The sequence below is a fragment of the Limobrevibacterium gyesilva genome, assembly GCF_025989185.1.
In the GTDB taxonomy this organism is placed as follows: Bacteria; Pseudomonadota; Alphaproteobacteria; order Acetobacterales; family Acetobacteraceae; genus Limobrevibacterium; species Limobrevibacterium gyesilva.
On record NZ_JAPDNT010000029.1, the window covers coordinates 14,795 to 31,768 of the forward strand.

Consider the following 16,974-nt stretch of genomic DNA (forward strand, 5'->3'; position numbering starts at 1 on the left):
CGGTCATGGGGCGGAAGATGCGACACCAGCCTCCTCAGCCTTCAACATGCAGCGGAGCGCTCGCTTTCCCTCGTGCTGGATCATTGCCCCCTCTGTCAGGCCGAGCTTCTCTGCCACTCTCAGCGAGCCGGCGTTATCGGGGTCGATTTCCGCAACGACCTCCGGCAGCTTCAAGGTGGCAAAAGCGTATTGAAGAACAGGGCGCGCCGCCTCCGTCGCGAAGCCTTGCCCCCAGGCGCTCCGTTGCAACCGCCAGCCAATCTCGATCTCCGGTCCCACCCCGTCTGCCGGGATCAGCAATACCCAGCCGACGAATGACGCTGCCTGGTCCCGGCGACAAACGGTCCAATAGCCCAGGCCCTTGGGATACGGCCCGCGCGTCCGTTCCTCGACGAAAGCGCGATGCGCTGTCGCATCCGACCATGGACCGCGGACAAAGCGCGTCACCTCCGGATCGCGATCCATGGCGAGGCAGTCATCGGTGTCCGCGAGCGTTCGCGGGCGGATCAGCAGACGGCTGGTCTCGAAGGTCGGCTGCATCACCCCCTCCCCCACGATGGGACTCACATGGTGACGCGAGCGGGCACAATCCGCTCACCGCCCGAAGCCATCGGTGATCGGGCAGGGCGGCCGAGGTGAGACCCGTGGCTTCCGTCAGCCAAGCCCGGCCCTGATCTCCGCCAGCCCCCGCAGCGCCGTCCCGTCGGGCGCGAAATTGGCGGGATCGAGCCATGCCAGGATCGCGTCGCGGCAGCGCGGCCATTCGCTGTCGGTGATGCTGTACCAGTCGGTCTCGCGCAGCCGGCCCTTCACCACCATGTGCGCGCGGTGGCGGCCTTCATAGGTGAAACCCAGCCGCTCCGCCGCCCGCTTGCTCGGGGCGTTCAGCGCATGGCACTTCCACACCAGGCGGCGATAGCCGAGGTCGTCGGCGGCCAGCTTCAGCAGCAGGAACATCGCCTCCGTGGCCGCGCGGGTGCGCTGCATCACCGGCGCGAGCCAGATATTGCCCAGCTCGATCGCGGCGTTCTTCGGCTGGATGTCCATCAGCGTCAGCCAGCCGGAGACAACGCCGGTAGCCACAGGGCGCACCGCCCAGGCCATCGGGTCGTGGCTGACGGCGAAATCGGCGACGAATTTCGCCATGGCATCGGCGGACGGGAATGGACCGTAGCCCAGATACGTCCAACTTGCGTCGGCCCTGGAATCGCCGGTCTGGGCGGCGCGCCACAGTTCGTCCGCGTGACGGCGGTGCAGCGGTTCCAACTCGACATACGTGCCGCGCAGCTTCACGCGGGCGGGCAGCGGGCGGGGCGTGGTATCGACCTCGGGGCCGATCGGGGGCGTGCTCATGGTCGGATCATGGCGCGCCGTCCGGACGAGGACAAAGTCCAATCCGCCGCCGCCACGCTAGACCCCGTTGCGCCCGCCCCGCGCGGACCCAAATCGAGCCTGTGCCGACCCGTCCTGAACCAGCCCGTCCAGAACACCGAAAGGAGCCTGACATGCTGTTTCGCCACGGACTCGCCGCCGCCGTGCTGGCCACCGCCGCCCTGTCCGCCCCCGCCCGGGCCGACATGGTCCAGTTCCACGCCACGCTGAGCGGGGCGGCCGAGGTGCCGCCCAAGACCACTGCGGGCACCGGGGACGCCAAGGCCACGCTCGACACCAACACCAAGGCGCTGACCTACATCATCACCTATTCCGGCCTGTCCGGACCCGCGACCATGGCCCATTTCCACGGTCCCGCCGCCACCACCGCCAATGCCAACGTCGTCGTGCCGTTCAAGAACCCCGTGACCAGCCCGATCACCGGCAGCGCCACGCTCACTGACGCGCAGATCGCCGACCTGATGGCCGGCAAGTGGTACGCGAACGTGCACACCGCGGCCAATCCGGCCGGCGAGATCCGTGGCCAGATGATGCACTGATCGCAGCGCTGCCCCGGCCATGGGGCGGCGGTTCAGTTGACGATCTCGGGCACCCGCTCCGCCGGCGGGGTGTTGCGGCTGCGCCCGCAGCGGACGATGCCGTCGATCACCACCATGCCGATGCCCGGCAGGTCGCCCTTGCGCACGCTGTCCAGCAAGTCGGTGCCGGATGAGTGCTGGGCGCGGTCCATCAGCACGAAATCGGCGGCGCGGCCGGCCTCGACGAGGCCGCTGTCCAGCTTGCGCTGGCGCGCGGTGTTTCCGGTGGCGCAGCAGAACACCGTCTCGGCGGGCACGTCGCCCAGCGCGGACAGGGCGGCGAGCTCGTTGCCGTTGCGGCGAGGGCCATGTCGGTCTCCTTGAGCGGGGCGGGATCAGGGTGCGCTGGCGTGCGGCGTGGCAGGGTACCGCGGTTCAGCGTCGCCGCGACAGGGGCCGCGTGCGCCGATCAGCCGCCGGCGCCCAGCGGATCGGGACCATAGCGGTTGGCGCCCACATTGCCTGGCAGAAACAGCATCACGAACGGAAAGATCCAGCCCACGAAAGGCACGACCGTGATGAGGATGGCCCACCCGGTCCACCCGAAATCGCGGCAGCGTTGGGCGCCGACGACCCAGCTGGACACGATGATGCCCAGGGTGGCGATGCTGGCCACCACGACGAGCGGCGTCGATGCGGCCATTGCCGCAACGATCCAGATGGCGATGGCGATCACCAGCATCAGCAGCGTGTACAGGAAATACGACTTCCTGTTGCGGCGACCCGACAATGTGAACAGGTCCTCGAACACGGGCTTCGACACGACTGCCTCCCTCACTGGCCCACCTGGGCGCAGCAGCTTGAGAGGCAGTTCATATCGCCGTCAATCCGGTTCGGCCGTCACTCCGCCGCCACGGCCGGCCGCGCATGCAGCACGTGCAGCGCCCGGTCGACCCATTGCGCGGTCAGCTTCTCCTGCAGGCTGTTCTGGCGCAGCCGCTCGTTCAGCGCCGGGAAGTCCACGCGATCCAGCGCCTGGTCCTGGTTGAAGCAGCTGAACACCACCGTGCGCTCCCCGGTCGCGGGATCGACCTGCGCCTGCAGGCACTGGGCGCAGACTTCCTTCATCATGCACTGCATCGGGCTGTTGATCGAGCCGATGGCGCTGTGGCCGGGCTTCAGATAGGGCGCCAGCACGCCATGACGCGCCGCCCCCACCGCCGCCATCATGCGGTCGGAGCCGATGACGATCATGTGCTCGGCGTCCGCCAGCTTCACCCTCTGCTCGCCCAGCCGTCCCGCGCCATAGGCCGCCATGGCCTGGACGATGTTGCCGACGAAGCTGCGATCCTGCGGGCGGTTGGGGGTGAAGCCCGGCGCCTCGTCGCAGCACCAGACGATGGCGTCGGCGGCGCGCTCGATCTCCTCCACCTTGTAGCGGTCGCGCAACGCCTTGTAGCCGGCGAAATAGATCACCTTCGACCCGGCGGCGCGCATTGCCGCGCCGATACTGAACAGCACGGCGTTGCCCAGCCCGCCGCCCACCAGCGCCACCGTGGTGTTGGCGTGGATCTCGGTCGGCGTGCCGGTGGGGCCCATCAGCACCACGGGCTCGCCCGGCTTCAGCGTGGCGCACAGGTCGGAACTGCCGCCCATCTCGAGCGCGATGACGGAAACCAGCCCCTGCTCCGGATCGGTCCAGGCGCCGGTCATCGCCAGCCCCTCCATCGCCAGCAGCGTGGCGCCGATGCCGGCCTCGGTCACGCGCGCGGCGTGCATCTCGTAGTTCTGCAGGCGGTAGAACTGGCCCGGGCGGAAGGCACGGGCGGCGGCGGGGGCACGCAGCACCACCTCCACGATGGTCGGCGTCAGGCGGTTGACCGCGTGCACGGTGGCGGCGAGGTCGCGGCGGCAGCGTTCGATCAGGTCGGCGCCGGAAACCGCGGTCGCCGGCCGGCGCGCCAGGATCTCGCTGACCACGGGATAGCCGCGCCTGGCCCCGCCCATGGCCTTCACCACGTTGCCGAAGAAGCTGGGGTGCAGGTCGCCGAAGAAGCTGATGAAGCGGCCGTCGGGCGCCTTGTGCATCAGCACTTCGGCGTGCTCGGGCTTGCTCATGCCGCGCTCCGGGCTCACCGGGTCGCCCGCTTCGTCCACCGCCTGGAAATACTTGCCGTCGAGCCTGATGCGCCCGTCCTCGCGCGCCAGCACGGTGTTGGGCTGCGTGCCAGCCGCCACCAGCACGGCGCGCGCGGGCAGGACCGCCTCGCTGCCGTCGGCCTTCTTCACCCGCAGGCCGGCGGCGTGGCCGAAGCCGTCCACTTCCACGGCCAGCGGCGTCAGCCCCTCGGCGAAGCGCACGCCCTCCTCCATCGCCTTGGCCACTTCCTCGTGGTTCAGCGTGTAGCTGGGCGCATCCAGCAGGCGCCGGCGATAAGCGAGCGTGGCGCCGCCCCAGCTGTCGAGAAGCTGCACCAGCTGCGGCGCGCGGCCGGCCTTGGCGGCGGCGGCGCGCTCGGCGCGGATGGCGTCGGCATGGACCAGGAACTCGGCGGCGATCTGCGCCTCCTCCTCGTTCCAGGACGCACGCACCGCCTGCTCGCCGCGCTCCGCCACCAGCGTGCGATAGCGCAGCGCGAACTTCTCCACCTGGCGGACGTAATAGGCGAGGCTCTCGGTCGCGGTGTCGATGGCGGTCAGGCCGCCGCCGATCACCACCACCGGCAGGCGCAGCTGCAGGTTGGCGATCGAGGACAGCTTCGCCGCCCCGGTGAGCTGCAGGCCCATCAGGAAGTCGCTGGCCTGGCGCACGCCGCGCGCCAGCCCGTTCGGCATGTCGATCACGGTCGGCTTGCCGGCGCCCATGCACAGCGCCACGTGGTCGAAGCCCATCGCCCAGGCATCATCCATCGACAGCGTGCCGCCGCCGCCGAAGCGCACGCCGCCGAACATGGCGAACTGGGCGCGCCGCTCCAGCAGCAGGCGCACCAGCTTCAGGTAGTTCTTGTTCCAGCGTACGGTGATGCCGTACTCGGCCACGCCGCCGAACCCTGCCATCACACGATTGTCCAGGTTCTCGAACAGATCCTGGGTGTCGCGCACCGGCGCGGTAGGGTCGAAGCCCAGCGGCTCGATCTTCAGCCCGTCCACGGCGACCACGGTGTGGCCGTCATTCATCAAATGGTGCGCCAGGGTGAACCCGGCCGGGCCCAGGCCCACCACCAGCACCTTGCGGTTGCTGTCCGGCCGCGGCAGGGGGCGGCGGATGTCCAGCGGGTTCCAGCGCGTGACCAGCGTATAGATCTCGAAGCCCCAGGGCAGCGTCAGCACGTCCTTCAGCACCGAGGTCTCGGCCTGCGGAATGTCCACCGGATCCTGCTTCTGATAGATGCAGGCCTTCATGCAGTCGTTGCAGATGCGGTGGCCGGTGGCCGCCATCATCGGGTTGTCCACCGCGATGGTGGCGAAGGCGCCGAGCAGATGGCCCTGCGCGCGCAGGGCATGCATCTCGCTGATCTTCTCCTCCAGCGGGCAACCGACGAGGGTGACGCCGAAGGACGACTTCTGGAACGCGCCGGTCTTGCGGTCCTTCAACCCCTTGCTGCAGGAATCCTTGCCCTGCGAATGGCACCAGATGCAGTAGTTCATCTGGTCCAGCACCTGTTGCGGGCCCATGCCCGGGTCGGTCAGCGCGAAGCCGTCGCGCTGGCGCCACTCGTGCTCGGGCAGGCGCAGCATGGTCACGCCGTCGCGCTCGATGGTCTGTACCGGCACCAGATGCTGGGGATCGACCTTGTGCGGCACGCGGAACAGCGTGCCGGCGCGGTGCAGGGCGCGCCCCGCCTCGGTCAGCGTCGCCCAGGCGGCGTAGCGCAGCGCGAGGTCCAGCGCCTCGGCGTCCTGCGCCGCCTCCCACGCGGCCACGTGCGTCGCGAACGCGGTCTCGGTCAGGGGCTCGCCCATGCGGGCTGCCAGTTGCACGCCCAGGCCGGCGCCGTCGAAGCCCGACGGGTCGGGGTATTTCTTCACCGCCTGGCGCTGCACGAACAGCCGCTTGCAGGCGTGGACGGGATCGAACCCGCGGGTCTGCGCCGCGATCGCGTGCAACTCGGCCTGGATGCCGAACAACTCGGCCACGAACGCCTCCAGATGCGGGCCGGTGGCCACGATCAGGTCGCTCTCGGCCTTCGCCTCCAGCGCATCCGGCGCGGCGCGGGCGGCCAACAGCCGCGTATACAACTCGGCGTCTTCCGCCTGCAGCCGGTCCAGGAACAGCTTGTCCAGGCGCACCAGCCCGTCGCGCGTGGCGAGCCCGGAGAAGGTGGCGCCGAAGCCAAGGGTCATCGAGTCCATCGAACGGTCCTTCGTCAGCCCGCTTCCGGCGATCGGCAGCCGGCGTTCCGGGGCGGGCGGTCAGCCCATCTTGCGCAGCAGAAACAAGAAGTGGCGGCGCTCCTCGGTGTCGAGGGGCGCGAGCGTCGCTTCGGTGATGCGGTGGGCGCATGCCACGGCACGGGCCGCCAGGTCCAGCCCTTCCGGCGTCGGCGCCAGCACGGCGGTGCGGCGGTCCAGCGGGTCGGGTCCGCGGCGCACCAGGCCGCGGGCGATCAGGCGCCGCACCACGCCCTGGATGGTCGCCGGGTCCATGGCCGCCAGACGGCCGAGATGGTTCTGCGTCACCCGGCCACGCCCGACGATCTTGATCAGGGCGGTGAACTGGGTGGGCGTCAGCTCGAACGCAGCCATGCCGTCCTGGAAGATCGCGGTATGCCGCTGCTGGGCCCGGCGCAGCAGAAAGCCCACCTGCTGCTCGACCATGTAGCCGTCCAGGCGCTCGCCGGCGCCCGGCTCTGCCACGCCATCCCGCAAGGCCGCTTCGGCCTGGGCCAGTTCCGTCCGCGCCACGTGGGTCTCCGGATCTCCCGTCCGGTGGCGTGTATAACGGACCGATCATTCGTGTGCAAATGAACGCAGGGAAGGTCCGGCATGTGCCGGCACGAAAAATCCCCCTCCCGCGACGGGAGGGGGACGGCAGGAGGAGGGACGCGGACGCTTCAGCCGCGCCTGATCAATTGGTCGCCTTGGGTGCGGCGGCCGCTGGGGCCGTGCCCGTCGCTGGGGTCGTGGCCGAGCTTGTCGCCGCGGGGGCCTTGATCGTGCTACGCGTCTGGCTGTCGGCGGGCTTCACGCCGTGGCTGGTGTCGGCCGGCTTCGCATCCGTCGGAGCGGCCGTGGTTGTCGCAACCCGATGCAGGGGCTTGCGCACCACCGGGTGTTGACTGGCCGGCTGTGCGGGCGCAGCGGCGGCGCCTGCCTGTGTCCCACCGGTCTGGGTGCCGCTCTGGGCCAGGGCCGGCAGCGAGACGGCGCCCATCAGGACGGTGGCCAGGGCGAGGCGGGAAAGGGTGTTCATCTCGATCATCTCCGCGGGTTCGGCAGGATTGCCGGACGCGGGAATGAAGCCCTGCGGGGATGGCGGCCGCCGGGCACAAACGTGGCGACTCCGCGGCCGTGAATTAAGCTCTTGTCATCCGCGCCCGGCATCCATCTGCGTACTCACGCCCCGCCCTGCCCCCGTCGCAACCCGGAACATTGCCAAATTCTTGCAAATCGTTCACGATCGTTTCGCCCGATGTCAGGAAACCTCGATTTCCGACATCCGGTCCATACGGGAGGACAACAAAACAAATGGCAGCGCAGTCACGCATTCCGCGTTCCGACGTCGCAGTGGCGCCCATGACCGCCGAGGAACGAAAGGTCATCCTCGCCTCGTCAGTCGGAACCGTCTTCGAGTGGTACGACTTCTATCTCTACGGCTCGCTGGCGGTGATCATCGGCGCCAAGTTCTTCAGCCAGTTCGACGAGTCCACCCGCAACATCTTCGCCCTGCTGGCCTTCGCGGCCGGTTTCCTGGTGCGCCCCTTCGGCGCCCTGGTGTTCGGGCGCCTGGGCGATCTGGTCGGCCGGAAATACACCTTCCTGATCACCATTCTCATCATGGGCGCCTCCACCTTCATCGTCGGCCTCATGCCCACCTCCGACCAGATCGGCCTGCTGGCGCCGGTGGTGCTGATCGCCTTGCGCATGGCGCAGGGCCTGGCCCTGGGCGGCGAATACGGCGGTGCCGCCACCTACGTGGCCGAGCACGCCCCGCATGGCCGCCGCGGCTTCTACACCAGCTGGATCCAGACCACCGCGACCGGCGGCCTGTTCCTGTCGCTGCTGGTCATCCTGCTCACCCAGGCCTGGACCGGCTCCGACTTCGCCGTGTGGGGCTGGCGGGTACCGTTCCTCGTCTCGATCCTGCTGCTGGGCGTGTCGGTCTGGATCCGGCTGCAGCTCAGCGAGAGCCCGGCCTTCCTGAAGATGAAGGCGGAAGGCACCCACTCCAAGGCGCCGCTGAGCGAGGCCTTCGGCCAGTGGAAGAATGCCAAGGTCGCCCTGCTGGCGCTGCTCGGCCTCGTCGCCGGGCAGGCCGTCGTCTGGTACACGGGCCAATTCTATGCCCTGTTCTTCCTGATCTCGGTGCTCAAGGTCGACGGCTTCAGCGCCAACCTGATGGTCGCCTGGTCGCTGCTGCTGGGCACCGGCGGCTTCGTGCTGTTCGGCGCGCTGTCCGACCGCATCGGCCGCAAGCCAATCATCCTCGGCGGCTGCCTGCTGGCCGCGATCCTCTACTTCCCGCTGTTCACGCTGATGACGGACTACGCCAACCCGGCCCTGGCGAAGGCGCACGAGACGGTGAAGGCGGTGGTCATCGCTGACCCGAACGACTGCTCGTTCCAGTTCAACCCCACGGGCACCAGCACCTTCACCAACAGCTGCGACATCGCCAAGGGCGCCCTGGCGCGCGCCTCGGTGACCTACTCGTTCCAGCCGGCGCCGGCTGGCACGATCGCGTCGATCAAGATCGACGGCACCACCGTGCCGGCCTATGACGTCAGAAAGGCTGGCGCCCAGCTGAAGGACGTTGCCGCCGCCTTCAACAAGGGCCTGGCGGACGCGTTGACCGCGGTCGGCTACCCTGCGGCCTCCAACCCGTCGGTGGTGAAGCTGGCGCATCCGTTCGACGTCTTCCGCGTGCAGCCCGCCGTGATCGTGCTGATACTCACGGTGCTGGTGATCCTGGTCACCATGGTCTACGGCCCGATCGCGGCGGCGCTGGTGGAGTTGTTCCCCACTCGCATCCGCTATACCTCGATGTCGCTGCCCTATCATATCGGCAACGGCTGGTTCGGCGGCCTGCTGCCGGCCACGGCCTTCGCCATGATCGCGCAGACCGGCGACATCTATTACGGCCTCTGGTACCCGATCGTGATCGCGCTGATCACTGTCGTCGTCGGGTTCTTCTTCGTGCCGGAAACCAAGGACCGCGACATCTTCGCCGCGGACGCTGTCGAGGCCCCGCACGCGCGGCCAGCCAGCGCCCAGATCTGACGGGCACCCGGCCCGCCGACCATCGAAGCGCCGGGTACCACCCCGGCGCTTCGTCGTTTGCGACGCATCTCGCGCTGACACCGCGCACGTGGCAGGCTTCACGGCAGGAAACGCGACGAGGAACAGGAGGCGCCAATGGACACGGCCCCAGGCAGCAGCCGCTACGCGGACGTGATGGCCGCGTGGCGGCGCGACCCCGCGGCGTTCTGGGCGAAGGCCGCCGAAGGCATCACCTGGGACAAGCCATGCGACCGCGTGTTCGACCCGGCGCTGGGCCTGTTCGGCGGGTGGTTTGCCGGCGGCCGGCTCAACACCTGTTTCAACGCCGTCGACCGCCACGTTCTGGCCGGGCGTGGCGACCAGCCCGCCCTGATCTGGGACAGCCCGATGGCCGGGCGCATCGAAACCGTCACCTATAGCCAGTTGCGCGACCGCACCGCCCGCGTGGCCGGCGCCCTCGCCGCCCTGGGCGTGCAGCGCGGCGACCGGGTGGTGATCTACATGCCCATGGCCCCCGAAGCCGCCATCGCCATGCTGGCCTGCGCGCGCCTCGGCGCGATCCATTCCGTCGTGTTCGGCGGCTTCGCGGCGGCCGAGCTGGCCAAGCGGATCGAGGACGCCGAACCGCGCGTCGTCGTCTCCGCGTCCTGCGGCCTCGAGCCGGGCCGGGTGGTCCAGTACAAGCCGCTGCTCGACGCCGCCATCGCCTTCTCCGCGCACAAGCCGGACGCCTGCCTGATCCTGCAGCGCCCGCAGGCGACGGCCAGCATGGTCGCCGGCCGCGACCACGACTTCGCCGCGGCCGAAGCCGCCGCGGCCCCCGCCGATCCGGTCTCGGTCGCCGCGACCGACCCGCTCTACATCCTCTATACGTCGGGAACGACCGGGAAGCCGAAAGGCGTGGTGCGCGACGCCGGCGGCCACGCCGTGGCGCTGCACAACTCCATGCGTATGGTCTACGGCGTGCAGGCTGGCGACGTCTATTGGGCCGCCTCCGACGTCGGCTGGGTGGTCGGCCACAGCTACATCGTCTACGCCCCGCTGCTCGCCGGCTGCACCACGATCATGTACGAGGGCAAGCCGGTCGGCACCCCCGATGCCGGCGCGTTCTGGCGGGTCTGTGCCCAGCACGGCGTGCGCGTGCTGTTCACCGCCCCCACCGCCCTGCGCGCCATCAAGCAGCAGGACCCCGACGGCGCCCAGCTCGCGAAATACGACCTGTCGAAGCTCGACGCGCTGTTCCTCGCCGGCGAGCGGTGCGATCCGCCTACCGCCATCTGGGCCGCCGAGAAGCTGAACCGCCCGGTGGTGGACCATTGGTGGCAGACCGAAACCGGCTGGCCCATTACCGCCGGCTTTCGGGACCTCGGCCTGTTCCCGCCCAAGCCCGGCGCCGGCGGCCGCCCCGCGCCCGGCTACGACGTGCAGGCGCTCGACGATTCCGGCCACGAACTGCCGCGCGGGCAGAGCGGCAACCTCGCCATCCGCCTGCCGCTGCCGCCCGGCTGCGCCCCCACCCTGTGGCACAACGAAGAAGGCTACCGCAGCGCCTATCTGGCGGACTTCCCCGGCTGGTACCGCACGGGCGACGCCGGCACCATCGACGAAGACGGGGACGTCTGGGTGATGGGCCGCACCGACGACATCATCAACGTCGCCGGCCACCGCCTGTCCACCGGCGCCATGGAAGAAGTCCTGGCCAGCCACCCCGCGGTGGCCGAGTGCGCCGTGGTCGGCGCCAAAGACGAGCTGAAAGGCCAGACCCCGCTCGGCCTCGTGGTGCTGAAATCCGGCGTCACCACCGACCCCGGCACCATCAGCAAGGAACTGGTCGCCCTGGTGCGCGAGCGCATCGGCCCTGTGGCCGCCTTCCGCGAGGCCCATATCGTCCCGCGCCTGCCAAAGACCCGCTCCGGCAAGATCCTCCGCGCCAGCCTGCGCCGCATCGCCGACGGCGAACCCGCCGCCCCGCCGCCCACCATCGACGACCCCGCGATCCTGGACGAGATCGGGGCGGTTCTGGGGTCGCGGATTTTGTAGGAAGGAAGGCAAGGCCAGGGCTCTGCCCCTGGCCTTGCCTTCCCTTCTTACAGAAACCGCAGCACCAGAAACCCGCCCACGATCCCGGCCGCGATGGCGGTGGTCACGAGGGTCAGGCGGCGTTCGATGAAGGTTCGGACGCGGTCGCCGTAGAAGTGCAGCAGGGTGGCGAGCAGGAAGAAGCGGGCGCCGCGGGTGACGATGCTGGCGGCGACGAAGACCGGGAAGCTGAAGCTGGCAGCGCCGGAGGCGATGGTGACGATCTTGTAGGGGATCGGCGTCAGGCCTTTGACCAGGATCACCCACAGGCCGTATTCGGCGTAGGTCTGCTTGAAGCGCTCGAACGCGGCCTCGTAGTGGTAGGCGTGCAGCAGCGGGGTGGCGATCACGTCGAACAATGCGTAGCCGATCAGGTAGCCCAGCACGCCGCCGACCACGCTGGCGACGGTGCAGATCGTGGCGAACCGCCAGGCCCGGTCCGGGCGCGCCAGGGCCATCGGCACCAGCAATGCGTCGGGCGGGATCGGGAAGAAGCTGCTCTCGGCGAAGCTGATGATCGCCAGCCACACCGGCGCGTGCCGGCTGGCCGAGAGCGCGAGCACGCGCTGATACAGGCGCTGGAGCATGCGGGGGTTCCTTGCTGGCCGGTGATGCTGTGCCAGTTTCAGGCGCAGGGTTCAATCGGCTGGACTATGCTGTCTCAGGTTGGAATGCAGTCAAGAAAGCCGGATGCCCATGCGCATAGCCCTGATCCATGCCCTGAAACACTCGGTCGCGCCGATCGAGGCGGCGTTCGCGCGGCTCTGGCCCGACGCAATGCTGGCCAATCTGCTCGATGACAGCCTGTCGGCCGACCTGGCGCGCGCGGGCGCATTGACCCCGGCCATGACCGAACGCTTCCTCGCGCTGTCGCGCTATGCGGTGGGATGTGGGGCGGACGGCATCCTGTTCACCTGCTCGGCGTTCGGCCCGTGCATCGAGGCCTGCGCCGAGGCGCTGGCGCCGCTGCCGGTGCTGAAGCCGAACGAGGCGATGATCGAGGAGGCGCTGGAGGCCGGCGGCGCCCGGGCGCGGATCGGGTTGATGGCGACATTCGCGCCCACCCTCGCCTCCATGCCGCCCGAATTCGCGGCGGTGGCGCCGCAGGCCACCCTGGTGCCATGCCTGGTGGAGGGTGCTCTTGCGGCGCTGGACCGTGGTGATGCAACCAGGCACGACCAGGCCGCGGCGGCGGCCGCGACGTCCGTGCAGGACTGCGACGTGATCGCGCTGACGCAGTTCAGCCTCGCCCGCGCCGCCCCGCTGGTGGCACAGGCGACAGGCCGGCCGGTGTTGACCACGCCCGACAGCGCGGTGCGCAAGCTGCGCCGGCTGCTGGCGGCATGAGCGCCATGGACATCGCCGCGTTCCGCCACTCGCTGGTGCAGGCGGCGCCGCCCGAAGGTCTGAGTCTGGCGCTGCAGGGGCTGTGGTGGGATGCGCGCGGCGACTGGAACCGTGCCCATGCCTGCGCGCAGGACCAGGACGACGCCGAGGGGGCGGCGGTGCATGCCTATCTGCACCGCAAGGAGGGCGACCTGCCCAATGCCCGCTACTGGTACGCCCGCGCCGGCCGACCGGTCGCCGCCGGCACGCTGGAGCAGGAATGGGCAAGCCTGGTGGACGCGCTCCTGCGCTGATGTCCTGAATCTGAGGTTCGCATAGGTGGCGAACTTCGGGGGCAGGACACGAGCCCTTTGTTTTCAGTGGCCTGCTGGCCCCTGCGTCCGCCGCAAGATGCGGCGAACTTCGGGGGCAGGACACTAGACCGGAAGGGTCACGCTCGCGCGGGCGCCGCCTTGGGGGTGGCTCGTGAGCGTCACGTCGCCGCCATGCGCGCGCAGGATGTTGCGCGCGATCGACAATCCCAGGCCGATGCCGCCGGTCTCGCGGTTGCGGCTCGCCTCCAGCCGGTGGAACGGCTGGAACACGCGTTCCAGCGCGTCGTCGGGAATGCCCGGCCCGTCGTCGTCGATATGCAGAACGACCGCCGGCCCGCCCGGCCGGTCGGCAGGGGGATGCAGCGTGGCCCGGGCGCTGCCGCCGTAGTTGATGGCGTTGGCGACGAGGTTGGTCAGGGCCCGTTTCAGCACCACGGGGCGCACCCGTACCGGCAGGTGGTCGGGGCCCTGGTAGCTTATCAGCAGCGGATCGAGGGCGGGATTGGCGTCGGCGGCCTCGTCGAGGATCGTGCGCACAAGCTCGGCCAGATCCACGGCCGATACCGGCTCCTCGACCGCCGCGTCCCGGCCGAACGCCAGCGTTGCCGACACCATCGCCTCCAGCTCGGCCAGGTCGGCCAGCATCTTGCGGCGCTGTTCCTCGTCCTCGACGAACTCGGCGCGCAACCGCATGCGGGTGATCGGCGTGCGCAGGTCGTGGCCGATGGCCGTCAGCATGAACGTGCGATCCTGCACGAAGCGGCGGATACGCTCGGCCATGGTGTTGAACGCGGCGGCGGCGGTGGCGACCTCGGCCGGGCCGGTTTCCGGCAGCGGCGGCGCGTTGACGTCCCGGCCCAAGGCCTCGGCCGCGGCGGCCAGGGTCGTCACCGGCAGCGTCAGGCGCCGCACCGCCCACAGGATCAGCACCGCCGCCGTCACCGACATCAGCGTGAATGCGCTGAGGAAGCTCGTCGAATCCCAGGGGCGCGGCGGCGGCATGGGAACCACCAGCCTGAGCCATTGCGAACTCGGGAAGCGGAACCCCACCACCAGCTGCCCCACCTCGGGCCCGCCCAGGACCACCACGTCGAGCGGCCGCTCCCGCAGGGGGATCGGTACCAGCTGCATGTCCGCAAGCAGCTGGCGCCGCAGCGACATGGGGGCGGGCGCCAGCTCGTCGCCGGGCGGGTTGACGGCCAGCGAGACGAACGGGCCGTCCGGCAGATCCAGTTCCTGCACGACGGAGTCACGCCGGTCCTCGGGCACCAACGCGATGCTGCGATAAAGGCTCATGCTGCGCACGGCGATGTCGCGCGCCTGCGCCATTCGCTGCAGGTCCTCGCGATCAAGCGCGTGGATGGTCAGGCCGGCGATCTGCACCACGACCAGCGCGGTCACCAGCACCAGTGCGGTCCTGGCCGCGAGACTTCGCGGCCAGAGCCGGAGGATCACAGACGCTTGACCTCCGCCGCCAGCACGTAACCCCCGCCGCGCACGGTCTTGATCAACTGGGCATTGCGGCCGTTGTCCTCAAGCTTGCGGCGCAGGCGGCTGATGGCGACGTCGATGGCGCGGTCGAAGGGCCCGGCCTGGCGGCCGCGCAGCAGGTCCAGCAGCATGTCGCGGGTCAGCACGCGGTTGGCCCGGTCGATCAGTGCGGCCAGCAGGTCGTATTCGCCGCCGGTCAGCGGCACCTCCACCCCCTCCGGGTTCAGCAGGCGGCGGCGGGTGGGCTCCAGGGTCCAGTCGCTGAACTGGATGGCCCGCGGCGCCTGCTCCGTGCGCCGGTCGACCGGCTCGCTGACCCGGCGCAACACGGCGCGGATGCGGGCCAGCAGCTCACGCGGGTTGAACGGCTTGGGCAGGTAGTCGTCCGCACCCAGCTCCAGGCCGATGATGCGGTCGGTCTCCTCGCCCATGGCCGTGAGCATGACGATCGGCACGTTGGACTGGCTACGCAGCCAGCGCGCGAAATCCAGGCCGCTCTCACCGGGCAGCATCAGGTCGAGCACCACCATCTGGAAGTTCCCATTGGGCCAGATGCGCCGCGCCTCCCGGGCATCGCGGACCGCGCTGACGCGAAACCGCTGGCGCTCCAGGAACATGGCGATGAGATCGCGGATCTCACGGTCATCATCGATCACGAGGATGTGCGGAAGCTGAGTGTTGGACGTTGTCTCCATGATCCCGACCATAGCCGACTCCGCAGGCTTGCGGAGCGGCGGTTGCAATCCGTTGCATTTCACCCAGCCATCATAGCCCGCGCAGCGATGGCCGGGAAACGCCGCGCTGATTCCACCGCGCCGGAAGATGCTCTAAGTGACGGTGTGACCTTTCCTCATCCCCCTCCGGCCGCACGGGCCGGCCTTGCTGTCCTGACCGCCGACGACCCCGATCTCGCGGGAATCGAGGCCGTGGCGGGCCCCCTCCCCTGGCGCCGCCGCCCGGATGGCTTCCCCGGCCTGCTGCAGGCGATCATGGGCCAGCAGATCAGCAACCAGGCGGCGGCCGCCATCTGGAAGCGGCTGGCCGCCCTGCCCGGCGCGCTCGATCCTGCCGGCCTGCTGGCGCTGGACGATGATGCGTTGCGCGCCGCTGGGCTGTCCCGGCCCAAGATGGCGCATGCGCGCGCGCTGGCAGAGGCCTTCGCCGACGGCCGGCTGGATGCGGGCCGGTTGGCCGGGATGGACGACACGGCGGCGATCGCCGCCATCGCCGCGGTGCGCGGCATGGGGCCCTGGACCGCCGAGGTCTACCTGCTGTTCGCGCTGCAGCGGCCCGACGTATTCCCGGCGGGCGATGTGGCGCTGGCGGCGTCGGCCGCGCATCTGAAGGGGTTGCCCGCCCGCCCCGCCCCGGCGGCGCTGCGGGCGCTGGCCGAGCGGTGGCGGCCGCACCGGGCGCTGGCCGCACGGCTGCTCTGGCACCACTGGCGTCATGTCACCGGCCGCCCCGCCATGGACGACCTGCCGGCCGTCTGATGGCCGTCTTCTAGGCAATTTGGAGGTTCTGCACCGCGGACTCCAGCTCCTGGAAGCTCGGCATGTGCCGGTTCGGGGCCATCTTGCGGCCGGTTTCCACGCTCACCTGCGGGGCGTTGCCGTGCAGATGCGCGACCAGCACGGCGCGGATCACCTCGAAGAACTTGCTCTCCTCCTCCACCACCCCCTTCAGGCGGCTGGCGAAAGGACCGGCAACGCCATAGGCCAGCAGGATGCCCAGGAACGTGCCCACCAGCGCGCCACCGATCATTGCCCCCAGCACCGCCGGCGGCTCGTTGATGTGCGACATCGTCTTGATCACGCCCAGCACCGCCGCCACGATCCCCAGCGCCGGCAGGCCGTCGGCCATGGTCTGCAGCGCGTGCGCGGGGTGCAGTTCCTCGTGCAACGTCTTCTTCAGCTCCCGCGCCATCACGTCCTCGATCTGGTTCGGGTCGTCGGCGTTCATGCCGACCATGCGCAGGTAGTCGCAGATCATCGCGCAGGCGTGATGGTTGCCGAGGATCTTCGGGAACTTCTGGAAGGCCGCGCTTTCCTCGGGCTTCTCGATATGCGGCTCCAGCGCCATCGAGCCCTTGGTGCTGGCCAGCCGGACGAAGAAATACAGCAGGCTCAGCAGTTCCACATAATCCGCCTGGTTGTACGACGCGCCCTTCAATGCCTTCGCCACGCCGCCCAGTGTGTGCTTCACGTCGTGCATGCTGTTGGACATCACGAAGGTGCCGATCGCAGCCCCGCCGATGGTGAGCATCTCGTGCGGAATGGCATGCAGCAACGGCCCCATGCTGCCGCCCGACACCATGTAGCTGCCGAACACGCAGGCCAGCACGAACACCAGGCCGCCGAGAGTGATCATGCGGGGCCGCCGATCGTCGCCGGCAC

The 16,974-nt window shown here is 69.6% G+C and carries 17 protein-coding genes; 6 read left to right on the forward strand and 11 right to left on the reverse strand.

Going from position 1 to position 16,974, the window contains the following annotated elements:
• Window positions 1-3: 3 nt before the first annotated feature.
• On the reverse strand, window positions 4-540 hold the full coding sequence (locus tag OL599_RS21115; RefSeq protein WP_264715969.1) for a GNAT family N-acetyltransferase: 537 nt from the start codon (window positions 538-540) through the stop codon (window positions 4-6).
• A gap of 114 nt (window positions 541-654) precedes the next feature.
• Window positions 655-1,353 (reverse strand): GNAT family N-acetyltransferase, encoded by a 699-nt coding sequence (locus OL599_RS21120; protein ID WP_264715970.1) that lies wholly within the window; start codon window positions 1,351-1,353, stop codon window positions 655-657.
• Between the two features lie 152 nt (window positions 1,354-1,505).
• On the opposite strand from OL599_RS21120, the gene OL599_RS21125 reads away from it, so the two are divergent.
• Window positions 1,506-1,931, forward strand: coding sequence for a CHRD domain-containing protein (locus tag OL599_RS21125; protein WP_264715973.1), 426 nt, complete (start codon window positions 1,506-1,508; stop codon window positions 1,929-1,931).
• A 32-nt stretch (window positions 1,932-1,963) separates the two neighbouring features.
• On the opposite strand, the gene OL599_RS21130 is transcribed toward OL599_RS21125, so the two are convergent.
• The 5 genes from OL599_RS21130 to OL599_RS21150 all read right to left on the reverse strand — a co-directional run bounded on the left by OL599_RS21130 (window position 1,964) and on the right by OL599_RS21150 (window position 7,332).
• Entirely contained in the window at window positions 1,964-2,227 is a 264-nt protein-coding gene (locus tag OL599_RS21130; RefSeq protein WP_264715975.1) for a hypothetical protein, read from the reverse strand.
• Window positions 2,228-2,379: 152 nt separating this feature from the next.
• Complete coding sequence (locus tag OL599_RS21135; RefSeq protein WP_264715977.1) at window positions 2,380-2,733, reverse strand: DUF805 domain-containing protein; 354 nt, start codon at window positions 2,731-2,733, stop codon at window positions 2,380-2,382.
• Between the two features lie 77 nt (window positions 2,734-2,810).
• Window positions 2,811-6,263: an FAD-dependent oxidoreductase gene (locus tag OL599_RS21140; protein ID WP_264715979.1), complete on the reverse strand. Its 3,453-nt coding sequence runs from the start codon at window positions 6,261-6,263 to the stop codon at window positions 2,811-2,813.
• Window positions 6,264-6,323: 60 nt separating this feature from the next.
• Complete coding sequence (locus OL599_RS21145) at window positions 6,324-6,815, reverse strand: MarR family winged helix-turn-helix transcriptional regulator (RefSeq protein WP_264715980.1); 492 nt, start codon at window positions 6,813-6,815, stop codon at window positions 6,324-6,326.
• Window positions 6,816-6,978: 163 nt separating this feature from the next.
• On the reverse strand, window positions 6,979-7,332 hold the full coding sequence (locus OL599_RS21150; RefSeq protein ID WP_264715982.1) for a hypothetical protein: 354 nt from the start codon (window positions 7,330-7,332) through the stop codon (window positions 6,979-6,981).
• A 266-nt stretch (window positions 7,333-7,598) separates the two neighbouring features.
• Between OL599_RS21150 and OL599_RS21155 the strand changes: the two genes are divergently transcribed.
• Together OL599_RS21155 and OL599_RS21160 are read left to right on the forward strand one after the other, a co-directional pair.
• Window positions 7,599-9,347: an MFS transporter gene (locus OL599_RS21155; RefSeq protein ID WP_264715984.1), complete on the forward strand. Its 1,749-nt coding sequence runs from the start codon at window positions 7,599-7,601 to the stop codon at window positions 9,345-9,347.
• Window positions 9,348-9,482: 135 nt separating this feature from the next.
• Window positions 9,483-11,387, forward strand: coding sequence for a propionyl-CoA synthetase (locus OL599_RS21160; protein WP_264715987.1), 1,905 nt, complete (start codon window positions 9,483-9,485; stop codon window positions 11,385-11,387).
• Between the two features lie 47 nt (window positions 11,388-11,434).
• On the opposite strand, the gene OL599_RS21165 is transcribed toward OL599_RS21160, so the two are convergent.
• A complete protein-coding gene (locus OL599_RS21165; protein WP_264715989.1) occupies window positions 11,435-12,013 on the reverse strand; it encodes a YqaA family protein in 579 nt (192 codons plus the stop codon).
• A 109-nt stretch (window positions 12,014-12,122) separates the two neighbouring features.
• On the opposite strand from OL599_RS21165, the gene OL599_RS21170 reads away from it, so the two are divergent.
• Window positions 12,123-12,773 carry an arylsulfatase gene (locus OL599_RS21170; protein ID WP_264715991.1) on the forward strand — a complete coding sequence of 217 codons (651 nt, stop codon included), beginning with the start codon at window positions 12,123-12,125 and terminating at the stop codon, window positions 12,771-12,773.
• A complete protein-coding gene (locus tag OL599_RS21175; RefSeq protein ID WP_264715993.1) occupies window positions 12,770-13,066 on the forward strand; it encodes a hypothetical protein in 297 nt (98 codons plus the stop codon). The genes OL599_RS21170 and OL599_RS21175 overlap by 4 nt, the downstream gene beginning before the upstream one ends.
• A gap of 123 nt (window positions 13,067-13,189) precedes the next feature.
• Here OL599_RS21175 and OL599_RS21180 read toward each other — a convergent pair whose 3' ends face one another.
• A complete protein-coding gene (locus OL599_RS21180) occupies window positions 13,190-14,494 on the reverse strand; it encodes a sensor histidine kinase (protein ID WP_264715995.1) in 1,305 nt (434 codons plus the stop codon).
• A 44-nt stretch (window positions 14,495-14,538) separates the two neighbouring features.
• The gene (locus OL599_RS21185) at window positions 14,539-15,285 is read right to left on the reverse strand and encodes a response regulator (protein ID WP_264715997.1); all 747 of its coding nucleotides are present in this window, start codon (window positions 15,283-15,285) and stop codon (window positions 14,539-14,541) included.
• A 219-nt stretch (window positions 15,286-15,504) separates the two neighbouring features.
• Between OL599_RS21185 and OL599_RS21190 the strand changes: the two genes are divergently transcribed.
• A complete protein-coding gene (locus OL599_RS21190) occupies window positions 15,505-16,071 on the forward strand; it encodes a DNA-3-methyladenine glycosylase family protein (RefSeq protein WP_264715998.1) in 567 nt (188 codons plus the stop codon).
• A 10-nt stretch (window positions 16,072-16,081) separates the two neighbouring features.
• On the opposite strand, the gene motA is transcribed toward OL599_RS21190, so the two are convergent.
• Complete coding sequence (gene motA, locus OL599_RS21195) at window positions 16,082-16,948, reverse strand: flagellar motor stator protein MotA (protein WP_264716000.1); 867 nt, start codon at window positions 16,946-16,948, stop codon at window positions 16,082-16,084.
• Window positions 16,949-16,974 lie beyond the last annotated feature (26 nt).